Origin of the sequence: Agromyces soli, assembly GCF_022811605.1 — a bacterium.
GTDB lineage: Bacteria > Actinomycetota > Actinomycetes > Actinomycetales > Microbacteriaceae > Agromyces > Agromyces soli.
Genome location: NZ_CP094533.1, coordinates 2,415,688 through 2,431,957 on the forward strand (window position 1 = coordinate 2,415,688; position 16,270 = coordinate 2,431,957).

A 16,270-nucleotide genomic window follows, 5' to 3' on the forward strand; every position below is an offset into this window, starting at 1 on the left:
TGGAAGGATGACCGCGTGAGCCTCTTCGAGGACGAGCCCCAGGCCGACCCCCGCTGGCGTCACGACCCGACGGTCGGCCGCCGCACGCTGCGGGAGCGCATCGGCTGGGCCGCGGTGAGCACCGCCCTCGTCATCGGCGTCGTCTTCGCCCTGCTGCCCTCGCCGTACGTCATCGAGCAGCCGGGGCCGGTCTACAACACGCTCGGCTCGCAGGAGCACGACGGCGAGGAGCGCCCGCTCATCGCCGTGCCCGACGAGCAGACCTACCCGACGGACGGCGAACTCAACCTGCTCACCGTCTCGGTGGTCGGCAAGCCCGGGCGCACGCCGAATTGGCTCGAGGTGCTCGGCTCCTGGTTCGACCGCACCAAGTCGGTCCTGCCGGTGGAGGCGATCTTCCCGCCCGGCATCAGCGAGACCGATCGCGATCAGCGGAACCAGGCGGCGATGGTCGACTCCCAGCAGGACGCGATCGCCGCGGCCCTCGTCGAGCTCGGCTACGACTTCCCGCGCGAGGTCACCGTCACCGGTTCCGCCGAGGGCACCCCCGCGGCCGGCGTGCTGCAGGAGGGCGACGTCATCGAATCGGTCGACGGCCAGCCGGTCCACTCGATCGGGGAACTGCGCGAGGCCGTGCAGGCGCACGGCACCGAATCGCCCGCCGCCCTGGTGGTCAGCCGGGACGGCTCCGAGCAGTCCGTCGAGCTCACGCCCGTCGACAGCGACGGCACCGCGATCCTCGGCATCGGGGTGCGCATGGTGTACGAGTTCCCCTTCGACGTCGAGATCCAGCTCGACGACGTCGGGGGTCCCAGCGCGGGCATGATGTTCGCGCTCGGCATCGTCGACACCCTGACTCCGGGCGACCTCACCGGTGGCGAGAGCATCGCCGGCACGGGCACGATCGACTCGGCCGGCGAGGTCGGGCCGATCGGCGGCATCCGTCAGAAGATGTGGGGTGCGCTCGACGCGGGCTCGAGCTGGTTCCTGGCCCCCGCCTCGAACTGCAACGAGGTCGTCGGCAATGTGCCGGACGGACTCACCGTGTTCTCCGTCGAGACGCTCGACCAGGCGCGGACGATCGTCGAGGACGTCGCCGACGGCGAGGTCGACGGCGAGTACGCGAGCTGCACCGCGGGCTGACGCGGGCCGCATCCCCTGATCGCGGGGCGGGCCCCGGCCCCGTTCCGGGCAAGCTCCAAGACTCGGCCGCCTAGGATAGGTGTTCGATCCATTCCGACCGACTCCGTTCCGACCGAACCATAGAGGCCAGAGTGTCAGCAGAGACGCAAGACCCCCGTCCGTCGCGCCGCAGGGCGCCCATCGCGATCACGATCGGGGTGGTCGCCGTGCTGTTGGTCGGCTTCTTCCTCTTCGCCGGGGTCTACGCCGACATCCTCTGGTTCCGCCAGCTCGGCTTCTTCGACGTGCTCGCCACCGAGTGGATCGCCCGCATCGCGCTCTTCCTCATCGGCTTCGTCGCCATGGCGCTGCCGGTCTGGGCCTCGATCTTCATCGCGTACCGCACCCGTCCGGTGTACGCGAAGCTCAACGCGCAGCTCGACCGGTACCAGGAGGTCTTCGAGCCGCTCCGCCGCCTCGCGATGTACGGCATCCCCGTCGTCCTCGGCGTGTTCGCCGGCGTCTCGACCGCCTCCCGCTGGGACGCCGCGCTCGCGTGGCTGAACCGCACCCCGTTCGGCACGACCGACCCGCAGTTCGGCCTCGACGTCGGCTTCTACGTCTTCGAGCTGCCCTTCTACCGCTCGATCGTCGGCTTCGCCTCCGCCGTCGTGCTCCTCTCGGGGCTCCTCGTCATCGCGACGAACTACCTCTACGGCGCCATCCGCATCTCCGGTCGCGAGGTCGTCATCTCGAAGTCGGCGCGCGTGCAGATCGCGATCACCGCCGGCCTCTACCTGCTGCTGCAGGGCATCAGCATCTGGCTCGACCAGTACGGCACCGTGACCGAGCAGGGCACGCTGTTCACCGGTGCGAGCTACACCGACGTCAACGCCGTCATCCCCGGGCAGTGGATTCTCGCCGCGATCGCCATCGGCGTCGCCATCCTGTTCTTCGTCACGGCGATCATGGGCCGCTGGCGACTGCCGCTCGTCGGCACCGTGCTGCTGCTCGTCTCGAGCCTCATCATCGGCTCGATCTACCCGTGGGTGGTGCAGCGCTTCCAGGTCGAGCCGAACGCGCGCACCGCCGAGGCGCCCTACCTGCAGCGCAACATCGACCTCACCCGCGACGCGTACGGCGTCGACACGGTCGAGGAGATCCCGTATGCGGCGAAGACCGACGCCGAGCCGGGAGCGCTCCGCGCGGACGCCGAGACGACGGCCTCGATCCGGCTGATGGACCCGCAGCAGATCAGCCAGGCCTTCGGCCAGCTCGAGCAGTTCCGCCAGTACTACCAGTTCCCGCAGAGCCTCGACGTCGACCGCTACGAGATCGACGGCAAGTCCCAGGATGCGATCGTCGCAGTGCGCGACCTCAACCTCGAGGGCCTGAGCGACGCGGCCACCTGGTACAACACGCACATCGTCTACACGCACGGCTACGGGCTCGTGGCGGCCGCGGGCAACCAGCGCTCCTCCGACGGGCAGCCGGTGTTCATCCAGTCGGGCATCCCGCAGACCGGCTCGCTCGGCGAGTTCGAGCCGCGCGTGTACTTCGGCGAGCACTCGCCGAACTACTCGATCGTCGGTGCGCCGAAGGGTTCGAAGGCCGTCGAGCTCGACTATCCCTCGGGCACCGAAGGCTCGGAGCGCACCGAGACCACGTTCGAGGGCGACGGCGGGCCGAAGCTCGACAACGCGTTCACGAAGCTCATCTACGCGCTGAAGTTCCAGTCGGAGCAGATCTTCCTCTCCGACGCGGTGAACGAGGAGTCGCAGATCCTCTACGACCGCGACCCGATCGACCGGGTGAAGAAGGTCGCGCCGTACCTGGAGCTCGACTCCGACACCTACCCCTCGGTGGTGGACGGCCGGCTGGTCTGGATCGTCGACGGCTACACGATGACCGACCAGTACCCGTACTCGAACAAGGTGAGCCTCAGCGAGGCGATCGCCGACAGCGAGGGCGCCGCGCCGTCGCTCGCCTTCGACGAGATCAACTACATCCGCAACTCGGTGAAGGCGACCGTCGACGCGTACGACGGCAAGGTCACGCTGTACGCATGGGACGAGTCCGACCCGATCCTGCAGACCTGGCAGAAGGTCTTCCCGTCGACGCTCGAGCCGATCAGCAAGATGTCGGGCGACCTCATGAGCCACGTGCGTTACCCGTCCGATCTGTTCAAGGTGCAGCGCGCCGTGCTCGGCCGCTACCACGTCACCGACGCCGACCCCTTCTACTCTCGCGAGGACGCCTGGACGACGCCGAAGGAGCCGACGGCCTCGGCGCAGAGCAACGCGCTGCAGCCGCCGTACTACCTGACGATGCAGATGCCCGGCCAGGACTCGCCCGCGTACTCGCTGTACTCGACGTTCATCCCGGACGCGCGCGGCGAGAACAGCCGCAACGTGCTGCGCGGCTACCTCGCGGTCGATTCCGACGCGGGCGCGAGCGACGGCGAACGCTCGGAGGGCTACGGCAAGCTGAGGCTGCTGACGCTGCCCGAGGACGACAACGTGCCCGGTCCGGGTCAGGTGCAGGCGAAGTTCAACTCCGACCCGACCGTGTCGCAGTCGCTGAACCTGCTGAAGCAGGGCCAGTCCGACGTGATCAACGGCAACCTGCTCACGGTGCCGGTCGGCGGCGGCCTGCTCTACGTCCAGCCGGTGTACGTCAAGTCCACCGGTGGCACGAGCTACCCGCTGCTGCAGAAGGTGCTCGTCGCCTTCGGCGACCAGATCGCCTTCCAGGACACCCTCGACCAGGCGCTCAACGTGCTCTTCGGCGGCGACTCGGGTGCGTCCGCCGGTGACGAGCAGGTCGAGCCCGGCACCGGGCAGGAGGGCGGCAACCCGGACGAGCCGAGCACCGATCCCGGTGACGGTTCGACGCCGACCGCCCCGAGCAGCGAGATGCAGTCGCTCCTGAACCAGGCGAAGCAGGCCATCTCCGACAAGCAGGCGGCCCTCGCCTCCGGCGACTGGACGGCGTACGGCGCGGCCGATGCGAAGCTCGCCGACCTGGTCTCGAAGATGATCGCGCTGGCGGAGTCCGAGAAGTCGGCCGCGCAGTGACCGTCGACCCGCGCGCGGGGGAGTGGCTCGAGGCGAATCGGGCGAACTGGGACGAGCGCGTGCCGCTGCACGTCGCGTCCGAGTTTTACGATCGCAGCGCCCTGCGCGCGGGCGGCAGTCTGCTCGACCCCATCGCGGCCGCCGGCATCGACCGGCTGTTCCCCGATGGGCTCGAGGGCGTGCGCGTGCTGCACCTGCAGTGCCACTTCGGCTCCGACTCCCTGTCGCTCGTGCAGCTCGGGGCCACGGTGGTCGGCATCGATTTCTCGCAGCCGGCGGTCGAGGAGGCCAGGCGGATGGCCGACGAGCTCGGCCTCGCCGAACGCGCGCGCTTCATCGAGGCGAACGTCTACGACGCCCGGCACATGCTGCCCGAACCCGAGTCGTTCGACCTCGTTTTCACGACGTGGGGCACGATCGGGTGGTTGCCCGACGTGGCCGAGTGGGCGCGCATCGTCGCCTGGTACCTGAAGCCCGGCGGGCGGCTCTACTTCGCCGACGGGCATCCCGCCGCGTACATGCTCGACGGCGACGACGGTCCCGACGGCCTGCCCAGCCTGCGATACGCGTACGAGGGCGGCGAGCCCGACGTCGTCGACAGCGGCGAGGACTACGCCGATCCCGAGGCGCGCCTGCAGCACACGCGCACCTGGGAGTGGATGCACCCGCTGAGCGAGGTGCTCAGCGGTCTCCGCGACGCCGGGCTCACGGTCGAGGAGTTCGCCGAGCTCTACCAGGTGCCGTGGCGCATCTTCCCGGCGACGGTGCCGCAGGGGCACGGCCTCTACGGCTGGCCGGGCACCCGGTGGGCGCCGCTCAGCATGGAGATCGTCGCCCTGGCGCCGTGACCCGGCAGGCCGTGCGGCGCGCACGGAGGGGCCGTGACCTCGTCACGACCCCTCCGTGCGTGCGGCGTCAGTCGAGCGGGCCCTCCTCGGCGTCCCGCAGCGCGTCGCCGAGCGCTCCGCCGAGCTCGTTCTCGTAGTCGCCCGAGAGGTCCCACCACATCGCGCCGCCGAGGCCCTGCTCGGCGAGCCAGGCCGCCTTCGCGCGGACCGAGTTCGCGTCGTCGAGGCTCCACCATTCGCCCCGCTTCGCGTCGTAGCGCCAGGAGGCGCCGATCGCGGGGTCGAAGTAGCCGCGGCCGAGCGAGCGGATCTCGAAGTACGGCTTGGTGCCGATCGCGGTCACCGCCGGGTCGGGCGTCCAGCCGGCGCGGTCGCCCACCGTGACGCCGCTCCAGCCCTGCCCATAGGCGGCGAGGCCGATGTTCAGCTGCGCGGGGTCGGCGCCGGCCGCGGTGTAGAGGCCGACGGCGTTGTCGAGGGCGAGCCCCCAGTTGTTCGTGCCGTCGGGGTGCAGGTTGCCCTGGTGCCCGGTGTTGCCGGTCCATCCGCCCGCGTAGTCGTAGCCCTGGATGTTGAGCCAGTCGACGACCTCGAAGAGCCGCGGGTCGGTCCATCCGCCCGCGTTCGTGTTCCAGCCGCCCGCCGGCGCGAAGGCGGTGAGCAGGTAGTCCTCGCCGGTCTGCTCGCCGTAGGCGTCGAGCTGGGCGCGGAACTCCTCCATCAGGGCGAGGAAGTTCTCGCGGTCGGCGGGGGAGGCGTTGCTCGTCTCGCCGCCGTTCACCGGCCACTCCCAGTCGAGGTCGATGCCGTCGAAGATGCCCGCCGCCGCGCCCGGGCCGCCGAAGGTGCCGACCTTGGGCAGGTTGCCCTTCAGGTAGACGTCGATGCAGGAGGAGACGAGCGCGGTGCGCCGCTCGGGGGTCGCGGCAGCCTCCGAGAAATGGTCGGACCAGGTCCAGCCGCCGAGCGAGATGAGCACCTTCGTGTCGGGACTGCGCTCCTTGAGCTTGCGGAGCTGATTGAAGTTGCCGGCGAGGCGCTGGTGCTTGTTGGTCTTGTCGTTCTTGCCGTCGACGGAGTCCTGCGGCCCGACGAGCCGCAGGTAGTCGTTGTAGGCGTCCCCCTCGCCGGGCACGTTCGTGATCTCGCACGTGAGGTTCGCGGTGACGTTGCCGAAGGCGTAGTTCAGGTGGGTGACGTCTTCGATCGCACCGGTGGTGAACAGGTCCTTGATCTGCACGTCCCGGGTCACGGGGGAATCGGCCATCAGGTAGCCGACGGTCCGGTAGCCGTTGATCTCCTCCGGTCCGTTCGGCTGGTGGTGCGGCTTGGCGGCGGCCGGCGAGGCCGCGGCGACCGCGACCATCGCGGTGGCGGCGCCGAGGGCGGCGAGCGGGCGGAGCAGTCTGCGTCGTGTCATGGGATCCTCATCGATCGGAACGGGCGCTGGGTGGTCCGTCGCTCGCCGGCAGCGGCTGCGGCACGTGATGGGCGACGTTCCGCAGGAAGCTAGCAAGGCCGCCCGAGTTTGGAAAGAGTCCTGACAAACGATGGTGGATGCCTCGCATGAACGCCATGATCGGCTGTGGTGCATCCACAGTTCTGTCCCCCGAAGTGTGCACATGCTGCACCCGGACGACGCTCGACCAGGGGATGGCGGTTCGTTCCGCGGGCGCTCGGATTCCGTCCGGTCGCGCGTCGCGCGTGACATCCGCAGTCGCGGCGACGCGCTCGATTGGACGGCCTCCGAAACCCGTGCTAATGTTATCTCTTGTGCCGCGGGGTGGAGCAGTTCGGTAGCTCGCTGGGCTCATAACCCAGAGGTCGTAGGTTCAAATCCTGCCCCCGCAACCAAACGAGGCCCGGAATCGTCAGATTCCGGGCCTCGATTTTTTTGCCTGCACCAGCCACGGGGTCCGCGCGAGCCGGACCTCGTCCCGGTGAACCACGGAGGGGACCGCTTCAGCGTCTTCCGAATCGTGATGACGGGGCGCGCCACCCGCGTCACGCGGCGCGACATCCAGGGCCGGGCGTTCACGCTCCCGGCGGGGGTGACCGCCGGGGAGACCGGCTGATCCCGACGCGGCTTGGGGCCGCGTGCGCGACGGCCCCGGCCGTTCTGCTCTCAGCGGATCGGCGTATCGCTCGGCGGCCGCACTGCGTAGCCTCGGGGCATGGGTGAGCTCGTCGAATTCCAGCCGATCCGTCGCCGGCCGAAGCCGCTCTGGCGCGAAGCGCTCGGCGAGGTCCTCCGCGCCGAACGACTCGGCCAGGACCGCATCCTCACCGAGGTCGCCGCCGAGGCCGGTGTCTCGCCGCAGTACCTCTCCGAGATCGAACGCGGCCGCAAGGAGCCTTCGAGTGAGATCCTGGGCGCGGTCACCGAGGCGCTCGGGCTCGAGCTCCACGACGTCGTGCGGCGCGTGGGAGCCGGCCTGGAGGCTCGGCACGCGGCGGAGCGGCGCGAGACGGAGCGCCGAGAGCTCGTCGAACTGGCGCGCTCGGTCTCGCCGGCGCCCCGCGGTGGAGCGGAGTTCGCCCCGCCGCAGGGCGGCGTCTACCTGCTCGCGGCGTAGTCCGCCTCGCCGGTCTCGGTCGCGAGGCGTGCGCTCAGCACCCGATCCGCGAGGCCGTACTCGACGGCGGCCTCCGCCGGCAGGATGAGGTCGCGGTCGGTGTCGCGGCGCAGCTCCGCCACGTCGCGACCGGTGTCGGCGGCGAGGGCCGCCTCGAGCTCCGCGCGCACGCGCACGACCTCGTCGGCGTGCAGGATGAGGTCGGGGATCGTGCCGCGGCCCTGCGAGGACGGCTGATGCAGCACGACGCGACCGTGCGGCAGGATCGAGCGCTGCCCCTTCGCGCCGCCCGCGAGGAGCACGGCAGCGGGGCCCGCGGCCTGGCCGACGCAGGTCGTCGCGACGTCGGGTCGGATGTGCTGCATCGTGTCGTAGACGGCCAGCGCCGCACCCGGCGAGCCGCCGGGCGAGTTCAGGTAGAGGCTGATCGGGGTCTCGCTGGACTCGGAGGCGAGGTGCAGGAACTGCGCGATCAGCACGTTCGCGACGCCGTCGTCGATCTCGGTCCCGAGATAGACGATGCGCTCCGAGAGCAGCCGGCTGTACACGTCGAGCGAGCGCTCGGTGCTGCCTCGCCGCTCGACGACGTAGGGGATCGTGTAGCTCGTCATGCCGTCACCTGCAGTCCGGTCAGGGGCCGTTCGGTCCTCGGGAACATCTCATCGAACCCGTCGACGACGCGGTCGATGAATCCGTAGTCGACGGCCTGCTCGGCCGTGTACCAGCGGTCGCGGAGCGAGTCCTCGGCGATCCGCTCGATCGGCTGGCCGGTGTTCGCCGCGGTGATGCCGAGCACCGTGTCCCGCATGTGCCGGAGATCATCGGCCTGCAGCTCGATGTCCACCGCCGTGCCGCCGATGCCCGCCGAGCCCTGGTGCATGAGGATGCGCGTGTGCGGCAGCGCGGAGCGCTTCCCCGGGGTGCCGGCGGTCAGCAGGAACTGTCCGGCGCTCGCTGCGATGCCGTAGGCGATCGTGGCGACGTCGTTCGGGATCGAGCGCATGAGGTCGGCGATGGCGAGCATCGCCGAGACCGATCCGCCGGGGGAGTTGATCCAGAAGCGGATGTCTCGACGGGGGTCGTCGCCGGCGAGGGCGATGAGCTGCGCGCAGAGCCGGTTGCCGCCCTGCTGGTCGAGCTCGTCGCCGAGCACGATGATGCGTTCGTGGAACAGCCGAGCGGTCAGCTCGGCGTCGATCGGCTGGATGGTGGGAGTCGCTTCACTCATGCCTCCAGCGTGCGCGCCCGCGGGCCGCCACCGCCCGCGATGCCGCTCACGGCAGTGCTGCGGACGGCAGCGCTGCGGACGGCAGCGCTGCGGTGAGCGGCGCCGCGGTCGAACTCAGCAGCCGACCTTCGTCACACCCCAGGAGCTCGTGCTCGCCGAGCTGTTGGCGGAGACGGAGCCGACCACGCCGACGCTGTTGTACGCGCGCACCACGACCGAGCGGGCGTTCGCGATCGAGGCCACGGGGGCGCCGAGGGGCGCGACGGACTGGGTGGAGCAGGTCGAGAAGGTGAGCTTGGAGCCCGAGAGGCCGACGCCGCTGTAGACGCAGTGCGCTCCGGTCGCGCAGGAGCCGACGGAGCGCGCGGCGAGCTGCCCCTCGGGGGCGAGGTTCAGCACCACGGCGCCGTCCTGCCAGCTGACCTCGTCGGGTCCGGTCTGCACGCCGCCGGGGAACTCGGCGAGCACTGCGTCGATCTGCTGCTGGAGCCCGTCGGCGTCGGAGCCCGCGCCGCCGGAGCCCGCGGTGGCGGCGGTCGCGGCGGAGACGGGCGCCAGGACGGCGGCGGCGGTGATGAGTGCGGCGATGGCGATTCGGGGGAGCTTCACTGCTCGGGTCCTTTCGTTCCCGAGGTCGAAGCGAGCTCGACTACTCCCAGGCGGTGTAGTTGATGACCGCGGGACTCGGGATATCCGTGCGGTCGTGCCCGATGTAGGTGGTCTCGATGGAGAGGATGCCGAGACCCTCGTCGGAGATGACGATTCGCTCAGCGTACTCGCCGGGGGCGCGACTGTCCGTGGCGAAGGAGATCCCGGGGCGTCCGAGTCGGTCTTCGACCGCGCCCTCCACCCGGAGGTCGCCGCGACTCGCGAGGAACCGCAGGGCCGCGCGGAGCTGCTCCGGATCGAAGCGGCGCTCGCTCAGCGCGTTGCCGAGCTGCAGCACGTACTCGCCCGTCGTCAGCCCCGTGCGGCCCAGCGGCTGCTCGAGGAACGCCCCGAACGCGGCGGGATCGACGGGCGGGGTGCCGAACACGAAGGGGTACTCGCCGGCGGCGAACTCCTCCTCCCAGATCAGGGAGCCGACGTCGTAGCCGTCGACCTCGACGGGCGCGCCGTCGGAGTCGTACGGCTGCCCGCGCCGGACCTCGATGCGGGAACCGTCGTCCCGATGCTCGACCGTTCGCACCTCGGGTTCGATGCTCGACTGCTCGATCGCGCCGCCGTCGCCGATCGTGAGCGCCAGCGACCAGGACTGGAACTGCAGGGTTCCGTTCGCGCTCGGTGGCGCGACGCTCTCGCTCAGGTGCATCAGCAGATCCTTCGGTGCGCCGTCGACGGGGACGGGGTCGAGCAGCGGCGGCGTGACGGCCGCGTAGCTCGTGCTCGGCTTGCCGAGAGCCACGATCCCGATGGTCGCGGCGAGGAAGACGACCACCGCGGCAGCCACCGAGAAGTAGAGCGGTCGCCGGAATCCCGGCCGGGCGGGGTGCGTGATCTCCAGCATCAGCGTCTCGGCCGTGGCCGGGAGGGGGCTGTCGCGGCGCGGCAGCGCCGGGCGCGCGGCATCCAGTCTGCGGGTCAGCTCGTCCATGCGTCCTCCTTCACCGTCGATGCCGGATCGAGGGCGAGCAGTTGCTCGAGACGTCGTCGTGCGCGGTGCAGGCGGACTCGGAGCGTCGCCGCGGAGCAGCCGAGGATCTCGGCCATCTCCTCGCGGCTGAGATCCTCCCAGTACGCCATCCAGATCACCTCGCGGTCGGCCTCGTCGAGCCGGTTGACCGCGAGGCGCACCTCGAGCACCTCCTCGGAGGCGAGCTCGGGCACGCCCTCGAGCTCCAGCTCCGCGCGCTCGGCACGTCGCTGGCGGCGGGTGCGGCCGCGATAGGTGTTGCCGACGACATTGCGCAGCGTCGCGTAGAGCCAGGCGAGGGTGAACACCTGCGATGCGTCATCGCGGCGCCGCCACGCCAGTGCGAAGACCTCGGCCGCGGCATCCTCGGCGTCGGTCCGGTCGCTCAATCGGTTGAACGCCGCAGCGACGATCACCGCGTGATAGGTGCGGAAGAGCTCCTCGAACTCGCGCTCGCCGTCGGCGGGGCGCTGAGCTCGGGAACGGGACACCATCACATCATCCCTGTTTCCGGCCGGAGGTGTTTCGTTACCGGAGCGGACGGATTCGGGCGACTCCGCCGCGGGAGCCGCCCGAATGCCGTGCGGCGCCCGCCGCGAGTCGCTACTCGACGAGCTTGCCGGCGAGCGAGATCTCGCCGCCCATGAGCTCGGCGATCTCCGCGGGGATCTCCGGGATCGACTCGCGCACCACGCCGGTCGAGGGCGACCAGACGAGGTTCACCTGCAGTGCCGGGTCGAGCTCCGGATAGTCGCTGCGGTTGTGGCAGCCGCGGGTCTCGCGCCGCTCGAGCGCCGCCTCCAGGGTGGCGCGGGCGGCGAGGGCCGCCGACTTCAGGTCGAACGCGTGCGCGAGGTCCTGGAAGCCGGCGATGTCGGGGTGCACGCCCACCTGCGCGATCCGGGCCTCGATGGCGTCGAGCTCCGCGAGCCCGGCGCGCAGGCCCTCCTCCGAGCGGACGACGCCCGCGTGCTCCGTCATGGTGTCGCGGATCGCGCGCTGCAGCGCCCGCACGTTCTCGGGTCCGTCGGTGTCGAGCAGCGCGGCGATCTCCGAGCGCGCGGTCGCGACCGCCTCCGCGGAGCGGGACTGCACTGGCAGCCCGGCGGAGTACGCCGCGGCGGCCTGCCCGACGATCCGGCCGTACACGAGCAGCTCGATGAGCGAGTTCCCGCCGAGCCGGTTCGCGCCGTGCAGCCCGCTCGCGGCCTCGCCGATCGCGTAGAGACCCGGGACGTCGGTGGAGTGGTCCTCCGAGCGCACCCAGACGCCGCCCATCGAGTAGTGCGCGGTCGGCGCGATCTCGATCGGCTCCTTCGTGATGTCGAGCATCTGCAGTTCGAGCATCGTCTGGTAGACGCGGGGGAGGCGGGTCATGATCGTCTCGCGGGGGAGGTGCGAGACGTCGAGCCAGACTCCGCCGTTCGGGGTGCCCCGGCCCTCCGCGATCTCCGTGTAGCAGGCGAGGGCGACCCGGTCGCGGGTGGAGAGCTCGGCGCGTTCGGGGTCGTACTTCGGCATGAAGCGCTCGCCGAGGCCGTTGCGGAGGATGCCGCCCTCGCCGCGGGCCGCCTCCGAGACGAGGGTGCCGGCCGCGCTCTCGGGCTCGAGGATGCCGGAGGGGTGGAACTGCACGAGCTCGGGGTCGCGGATCCGGCCGCCGGCCTCGACGGCGAGACGGAACGAGTCGCCCGTGTTCTCGTCGCGACGCGAGGAGGTGCGGCGCCAGATCCGGTTGTGCCCGCCGGCCGCGAGGATGACGGCGTCGGCGTGGATGAGGTACCGGGTGCCGGTCTCGAGGTCGAAGCCGTAGGCGCCGAAGACCGCACCGTCGCCGTTCACGAGGATGCGGGTCACGTAGACGGTGTCGAGGACCGGGATGTCGAGCTGGACCGCGCGGTTGATGAGCGTGCGCTGGATCTCGAGCCCGGTGTAGTCGCCGGCGAAGGCCGTGCGGCGGTAGGTGTGAGCGCCGAAGAAGCGCTGGGAGATCCGGCCGTCCGCTTCTCGGGCGAAGGGCATGCCGTAGCGTTCGAGATCGTCGATGCCCCGGGCGGCGTGCTTGGTGACGGTCTCGACGGTGTGCGGGTCGGCGAGCAGGTAGCTCTCCTTGAGGGTGTCGGCGGCGTGCTGCTGCCAGCTGTCCTCGGCGTCCATCGTGGCGAGCGCGGCGTTGATGCCGCCGGCCGCGAGCGAGGTGTGCGCGTCCGACTTGGGGCGCTTGCCGAGCGCGAGCACGTCGACGCCGGCCTCGGCGAGCTCGATGGCCGCGCGGAGGCCGGAGCCGCCCGTGCCGATCACGAGCACGCTGGTGGAGATCTGCCGTTCTGAGGTCTGCATGGGCCCGAGGCTAGGTCGAGGTCAGCAATTACTCCAATGCATATATCGAGTCGTGACGATGCGGATAGGCTATCGATGTGAATCTCGATCAGCTGCGCGGCTTCCTGGCGGTCGCGCGCCTCGGGAACTTCACGAGGGCAGCGACGGAGCTCCATCTCGCGCAGCCCTCGCTGAGTCGGCAGATCGCGGCGCTGGAGCAGGACCTCGGCGCCGAGCTCTTCCACCGCGCCCGCACGGGGGCGACGCTCACCGTCGCCGGCGAGTCCTTGCTGCCGCTCGCGCGGCGCATGCTCGCCGATGCCGAGTCGGTCAGGCGGGAGCTCGCCGAGCTCGCCGGGCTCGAGCGCGGGCGGGTGCGGCTCGGCGCGACGCCCACGCTCTGCATCAGCCTCGTCGCCGAGGTGCTCAGCGTTTTCCACACGGCCCACCCTGCGATCGAGCTGCACCTGTCGGAGCAGGGGTCCCGCCGCCTGCTCGACGAACTGGCCGGGGGAGAACTCGATCTCGCGCTCATCACGACCTCCGACGCCACGACGGCCGACCGCTTCTCGGTCGTGCCGCTCGTGGAAGAGGAGCTCGTCGTCGTCTCCTCGGCCGCCGCGCCGCCCGTGGTCGCGGGGGAGCGCATCTCCCTCGCGGAGCTCGCCGCGCTCCCGCAGATCGTGTTCAGTTCGAGCTACGACCTGCGGAGCGCGACCGACGGCGCCTTCCGCGCTGCCGGGCTCGCGCCCGACGTCGTGCTCGAGGGGGCCGAGATGGATGCCGTGCTGCGCTTCGCCGAGCGCGGGCTCGGTGTCGCGATCGTGCCGGCGATGGTGCTCATCGACCGTCCGGGGCTTCGTTCGGTCCGGCTGCGCGGCGAGACGCTCACTCGGACGATCAGCCTCGCCCGTCCGGCCGACGTCGCGCCCACGATCGCCGTCGGCGTGATGCAGCGCACGATCGCCGCGACGGCGACGGCGTTCGCGGCCCGAGCGGGCGACACGATGCGGCTGGTCGGGGCCTGAGCCCGCCGTCGGACCCGTCTGTCGGAGTGCTGCGTCGATCCGAACGGCTTCTTGAGCTGGACTTGAGCTGATCCTGAGCTGTCTGCGCCAGGCTGGACGTGTGCTCGCAGGGGCCGCCCGGAACACCGCAGCTCACCGCTTCCTGACCCGAACTCGAAGCGTGGATCAGCGGTCGAGGCGGCCCCTGAGCAGCGCCTCAGCCGACCAGGCTCCAGCTGACGCAGCCCGTCGAACTGAAGTCCTGCCCGGCTTCGACGACGACTGACACCGGCCAGCCCGCGCCGTGCCCGGTCTCGATCAGCTCGCCGGCCCCCGGCTCGTCGGGGTCGGCCACCGAGATCGACCACGTGCAGGACGCCTCGCTCGTCGAGGCCTCGTACGTGCCCGGCATCATCGATGCGCCGGCCGTGTACCAGCGATCGTCCTCGAGCGCCGTGACCGGCAGGGCGGCCTCCGCCGCGGACACCGCCTGCTCCCGTGCGACCACTTCGGCCTCCCGCGCGGCGAGCGTCTGCTCGCGGGCGCGCAGCCCGGCATCCTGGTCCTCGTACGCGCCGAGCTGCTCGACGAGCCGGTCGGCGCGATCGCGGTCCAGCTGCAACTGCACCTCGAGCTGGGCGGTCCGCGCTTCGCTCGTGGCCCAGAGCGTGATCGTCGCGGCGATCGCCGCCGTCGCGATCATCGAGGCCCCGATCAAGGGGAGCAGCAACCGGTTGGCAGGCAGATGGAACTCCATCGTCCGCTCCTCGGGTCGGTTGCAGGCACTCGTAGCAGTATGGCCTACCGGCTCTGAGGAATCCTCCCCAGTTCAGGGGGCGACGGCGCGAGTCGCCCCCCTCGAGGGTGCGCATCCAGGGCCCGCATCTATGGCATGCTTGTCCGGCGCCGAACACCGCTGGTTCTCGCCTCCTGGTGCCGCGCACGGCTCATGAAGGAGAGAGCATGGCTTCAACGTCGGTGAGCGCCCCGAGCAAGGGCGCCAGCCTCAAGCGGAACCTCGGACTGTGGGCCATCGTCGGCCTCGGCCTCGGGTACATGACCCCGACCGTGGTGTTCGACACCTTCGGCATGGTCGCGCGGGACACGGACAACGTCGTCCCGGCCGCGTACCTCGTGGCGCTCGTGGTGATGATGTTCACCGCGATCAGCTACGGCAAGATGGCCGGCGCCATCCCGAGCGCGGGCTCCGCGTACACCTACGCGCGGGAGTCGATCCACCCGAACGTCGGGTTCATGGTCGGCTGGACCTCGCTCATCGACTACGTGCTGCTGCCGATGGTGAACTGCCTCATCATCCGCAGCTATCTCGAGGCGCTGTTCCCCGAGATCCCGGGCTGGATCTGGGTCGTGATCTACTGCGCCCTCGTCACCTCGGTGATTTATCTCACGATGCGCGGCACCTCGAACATCAACATGCTGCTGCTGGTCTTCTCGATCGTCGTGATGGCCGTCTTCGTGGTGATGGTGTTCGCGCAGCTCATGCGCGGCGAGGGCCAGGGCACCGTCGCCTCCATGCAGCCGTTCCTCCACGACGGGGTGACGCTCGGGGCGGTGCTGATGGGCGCGACGATCGTCTGCTTCTCGTTCATCGGCTTCGACGCGGTCACGATGTACGCCGAAGAGGCGAAGACGCCGAAGATCATGCCGAAGGCGATCCTGCTGACCGTCGTCATCGGCGGCGCGATCTTCCTCGTCGCCGCGTACTTCACGCAGCTCCGCTTCCCGTCCTCGGACGCGTTCCCCGTCGAGGCGATCGAGGACAGCACGCTCCCCGAGATCGGCCTTCAGGTCGGCGGGACGGTGTTCCAGGCCATCCTCACCGCGGCCGGCTTCGCGGCCACGCTCGCCTCGGGGCTCGCGTCCCACGCCTCCGTCTCGCGCATGCTGCTCGTGATGGGTCGCAACAACGTGCTGCCGAAGCGCTTCTTCGGATACATCAACCCGAAGACCCACACGCCGACCTTCAACATCGTGCTCGTCGGCGTGATCAGCCTGCTCGCTGCGGCGTTCACCCTCGAGCTCATCGCCGCGTTCATCAACTTCGGTGCGCTCATCGCGTTCACCTTCGTGAACGTCTCGGTGATCGCCTGGTTCGCGATCCGCAAGGGTCGTCGGCGCACGCCGAAGGACATCTTCACGTTCATCGTGCTGCCGGGCATCGGCATGGTGCTCACCGGGGTGCTCTGGGCGAACCTGCACGCCGACGCGCTCATCGGCGGTATGGCGTGGGCCGTGATCGGCTTCGTCTACCTGCTCGTCCTGACGCGCGGCTTCCGACGCAAGGTCGCCGCGTTCGACGAGGCGCAGCCGGTGACCGGGTTCAACAAGGTCATCGACGAGTAGCCGCTGCGGCGGCCGCGCCGCTCGAGGCGGACGGGCCCGGGATCGCCGATCCCGGGCCCGTCCGCCCGTCTGCTCCGCTCACCCGTCTGCTCCGCT

At 70.4% G+C, this 16,270-nt stretch carries 15 protein-coding genes and 1 tRNA gene; 8 read left to right on the forward strand and 8 right to left on the reverse strand.

Going from position 1 to position 16,270, the window contains the following annotated elements:
• The first annotated feature begins 15 nt into the window (after positions 1–15).
• The 3 genes from MTP13_RS11570 to MTP13_RS11580 all read left to right on the forward strand — a co-directional run bounded on the left by MTP13_RS11570 (position 16) and on the right by MTP13_RS11580 (position 5,047).
• Positions 16–1,143, forward strand: coding sequence for a YlbL family protein (locus MTP13_RS11570; RefSeq protein WP_243567905.1), 1,128 nt, complete (start codon positions 16–18; stop codon positions 1,141–1,143).
• A 131-nt stretch (positions 1,144–1,274) separates the two neighbouring features.
• Positions 1,275–4,199 carry a UPF0182 family membrane protein gene (locus MTP13_RS11575; protein WP_243567906.1) on the forward strand — a complete coding sequence of 975 codons (2,925 nt, stop codon included), beginning with the start codon at positions 1,275–1,277 and terminating at the stop codon, positions 4,197–4,199.
• The gene (locus MTP13_RS11580; protein ID WP_243567907.1) at positions 4,196–5,047 is read left to right on the forward strand and encodes a class I SAM-dependent methyltransferase; all 852 of its coding nucleotides are present in this window, start codon (positions 4,196–4,198) and stop codon (positions 5,045–5,047) included. The genes MTP13_RS11575 and MTP13_RS11580 overlap by 4 nt, the downstream gene beginning before the upstream one ends.
• Before the next feature lie 67 nt (positions 5,048–5,114).
• On the opposite strand, the gene MTP13_RS11585 is transcribed toward MTP13_RS11580, so the two are convergent.
• Positions 5,115–6,467, reverse strand: coding sequence for a glycoside hydrolase family 18 protein (locus tag MTP13_RS11585; RefSeq protein ID WP_243567908.1), 1,353 nt, complete (start codon positions 6,465–6,467; stop codon positions 5,115–5,117).
• Between the two features lie 357 nt (positions 6,468–6,824).
• Between MTP13_RS11585 and MTP13_RS11590 the strand changes: the two genes are divergently transcribed.
• From MTP13_RS11590 to MTP13_RS11595, 3 genes are all read left to right on the forward strand, one after another.
• Positions 6,825–6,901, forward strand: a tRNA-Met gene (locus MTP13_RS11590).
• Positions 6,902–6,987: 86 nt separating this feature from the next.
• Positions 6,988–7,122: a hypothetical protein gene (locus MTP13_RS18230; protein ID WP_279399727.1), complete on the forward strand. Its 135-nt coding sequence runs from the start codon at positions 6,988–6,990 to the stop codon at positions 7,120–7,122.
• A gap of 99 nt (positions 7,123–7,221) precedes the next feature.
• Positions 7,222–7,623, forward strand: a complete 402-nt coding sequence (locus tag MTP13_RS11595) for a helix-turn-helix domain-containing protein (RefSeq protein WP_243567909.1) — start codon at positions 7,222–7,224, stop codon at positions 7,621–7,623.
• Here the strand turns inward: MTP13_RS11595 and MTP13_RS11600 are convergent.
• The 6 genes from MTP13_RS11600 to MTP13_RS11625 form a co-directional block, all read right to left on the reverse strand.
• A complete protein-coding gene (locus MTP13_RS11600; protein WP_243567910.1) occupies positions 7,605–8,234 on the reverse strand; it encodes a ClpP family protease in 630 nt (209 codons plus the stop codon). The two genes, MTP13_RS11595 and MTP13_RS11600, sit on opposite strands and share 19 nt — an antisense overlap.
• A complete protein-coding gene (locus MTP13_RS11605; RefSeq protein WP_243567911.1) occupies positions 8,231–8,851 on the reverse strand; it encodes a ClpP family protease in 621 nt (206 codons plus the stop codon). Before MTP13_RS11605 ends, MTP13_RS11600 begins: the two co-directional genes overlap by 4 nt.
• Positions 8,852–8,965: 114 nt before the next feature.
• Positions 8,966–9,460, reverse strand: a complete 495-nt coding sequence (locus tag MTP13_RS11610; RefSeq protein ID WP_243567912.1) for a peptidase inhibitor family I36 protein — start codon at positions 9,458–9,460, stop codon at positions 8,966–8,968.
• 40 nt (positions 9,461–9,500) lie between these two features.
• Positions 9,501–10,445 carry a hypothetical protein gene (locus MTP13_RS11615; protein WP_243567913.1) on the reverse strand — a complete coding sequence of 315 codons (945 nt, stop codon included), beginning with the start codon at positions 10,443–10,445 and terminating at the stop codon, positions 9,501–9,503.
• Positions 10,433–10,978, reverse strand: coding sequence for an RNA polymerase sigma factor (locus MTP13_RS11620; RefSeq protein ID WP_243567914.1), 546 nt, complete (start codon positions 10,976–10,978; stop codon positions 10,433–10,435). Before MTP13_RS11620 ends, MTP13_RS11615 begins: the two co-directional genes overlap by 13 nt.
• A gap of 109 nt (positions 10,979–11,087) precedes the next feature.
• Complete coding sequence (locus tag MTP13_RS11625; protein ID WP_243567915.1) at positions 11,088–12,824, reverse strand: L-aspartate oxidase; 1,737 nt, start codon at positions 12,822–12,824, stop codon at positions 11,088–11,090.
• A gap of 77 nt (positions 12,825–12,901) precedes the next feature.
• Here MTP13_RS11625 and MTP13_RS11630 point away from each other — a divergent pair, with 77 nt between their 5' ends.
• Positions 12,902–13,831 carry a LysR family transcriptional regulator gene (locus tag MTP13_RS11630; protein WP_243567916.1) on the forward strand — a complete coding sequence of 310 codons (930 nt, stop codon included), beginning with the start codon at positions 12,902–12,904 and terminating at the stop codon, positions 13,829–13,831.
• Between the two features lie 196 nt (positions 13,832–14,027).
• Here the strand turns inward: MTP13_RS11630 and MTP13_RS11635 are convergent, their stop codons facing one another.
• On the reverse strand, positions 14,028–14,567 hold the full coding sequence (locus tag MTP13_RS11635) for an Rv1352/Rv1906c domain-containing protein (RefSeq protein WP_243567917.1): 540 nt from the start codon (positions 14,565–14,567) through the stop codon (positions 14,028–14,030).
• Between the two features lie 206 nt (positions 14,568–14,773).
• On the opposite strand from MTP13_RS11635, the gene MTP13_RS11640 reads away from it, so the two are divergent.
• The gene (locus MTP13_RS11640; RefSeq protein WP_243567918.1) at positions 14,774–16,174 is read left to right on the forward strand and encodes an APC family permease; all 1,401 of its coding nucleotides are present in this window, start codon (positions 14,774–14,776) and stop codon (positions 16,172–16,174) included.
• The last annotated feature ends 96 nt before the right edge of the window (positions 16,175–16,270 follow it).

Bases quoted from the DNA above. Each gene is read 5' to 3' on its own strand.
- MTP13_RS11635 (WP_243567917.1), bottom strand. From the start codon at position 14,567: ATGGAGTTCCATCTGCCTGCCAACCGGTTGCTGCTCCCCTTGATCGGG.
- MTP13_RS11605 (WP_243567911.1), bottom strand. From the start codon at position 8,851: ATGAGTGAAGCGACTCCCACCATCCAGCCGATCGACGCCGAGCTGACC.
- MTP13_RS11595 (WP_243567909.1), top strand. From the start codon at position 7,222: ATGGGTGAGCTCGTCGAATTCCAGCCGATCCGTCGCCGGCCGAAGCCG.
- MTP13_RS11625 (WP_243567915.1), bottom strand. From the start codon at position 12,824: ATGCAGACCTCAGAACGGCAGATCTCCACCAGCGTGCTCGTGATCGGC.
- MTP13_RS11600 (WP_243567910.1), bottom strand. From the start codon at position 8,234: ATGACGAGCTACACGATCCCCTACGTCGTCGAGCGGCGAGGCAGCACC.
- MTP13_RS11585 (WP_243567908.1), bottom strand. From the start codon at position 6,467: ATGACACGACGCAGACTGCTCCGCCCGCTCGCCGCCCTCGGCGCCGCC.
- MTP13_RS11620 (WP_243567914.1), bottom strand. From the start codon at position 10,978: ATGGTGTCCCGTTCCCGAGCTCAGCGCCCCGCCGACGGCGAGCGCGAG.
- MTP13_RS11615 (WP_243567913.1), bottom strand. From the start codon at position 10,445: ATGGACGAGCTGACCCGCAGACTGGATGCCGCGCGCCCGGCGCTGCCG.
- MTP13_RS11640 (WP_243567918.1), top strand. From the start codon at position 14,774: ATGGCTTCAACGTCGGTGAGCGCCCCGAGCAAGGGCGCCAGCCTCAAG.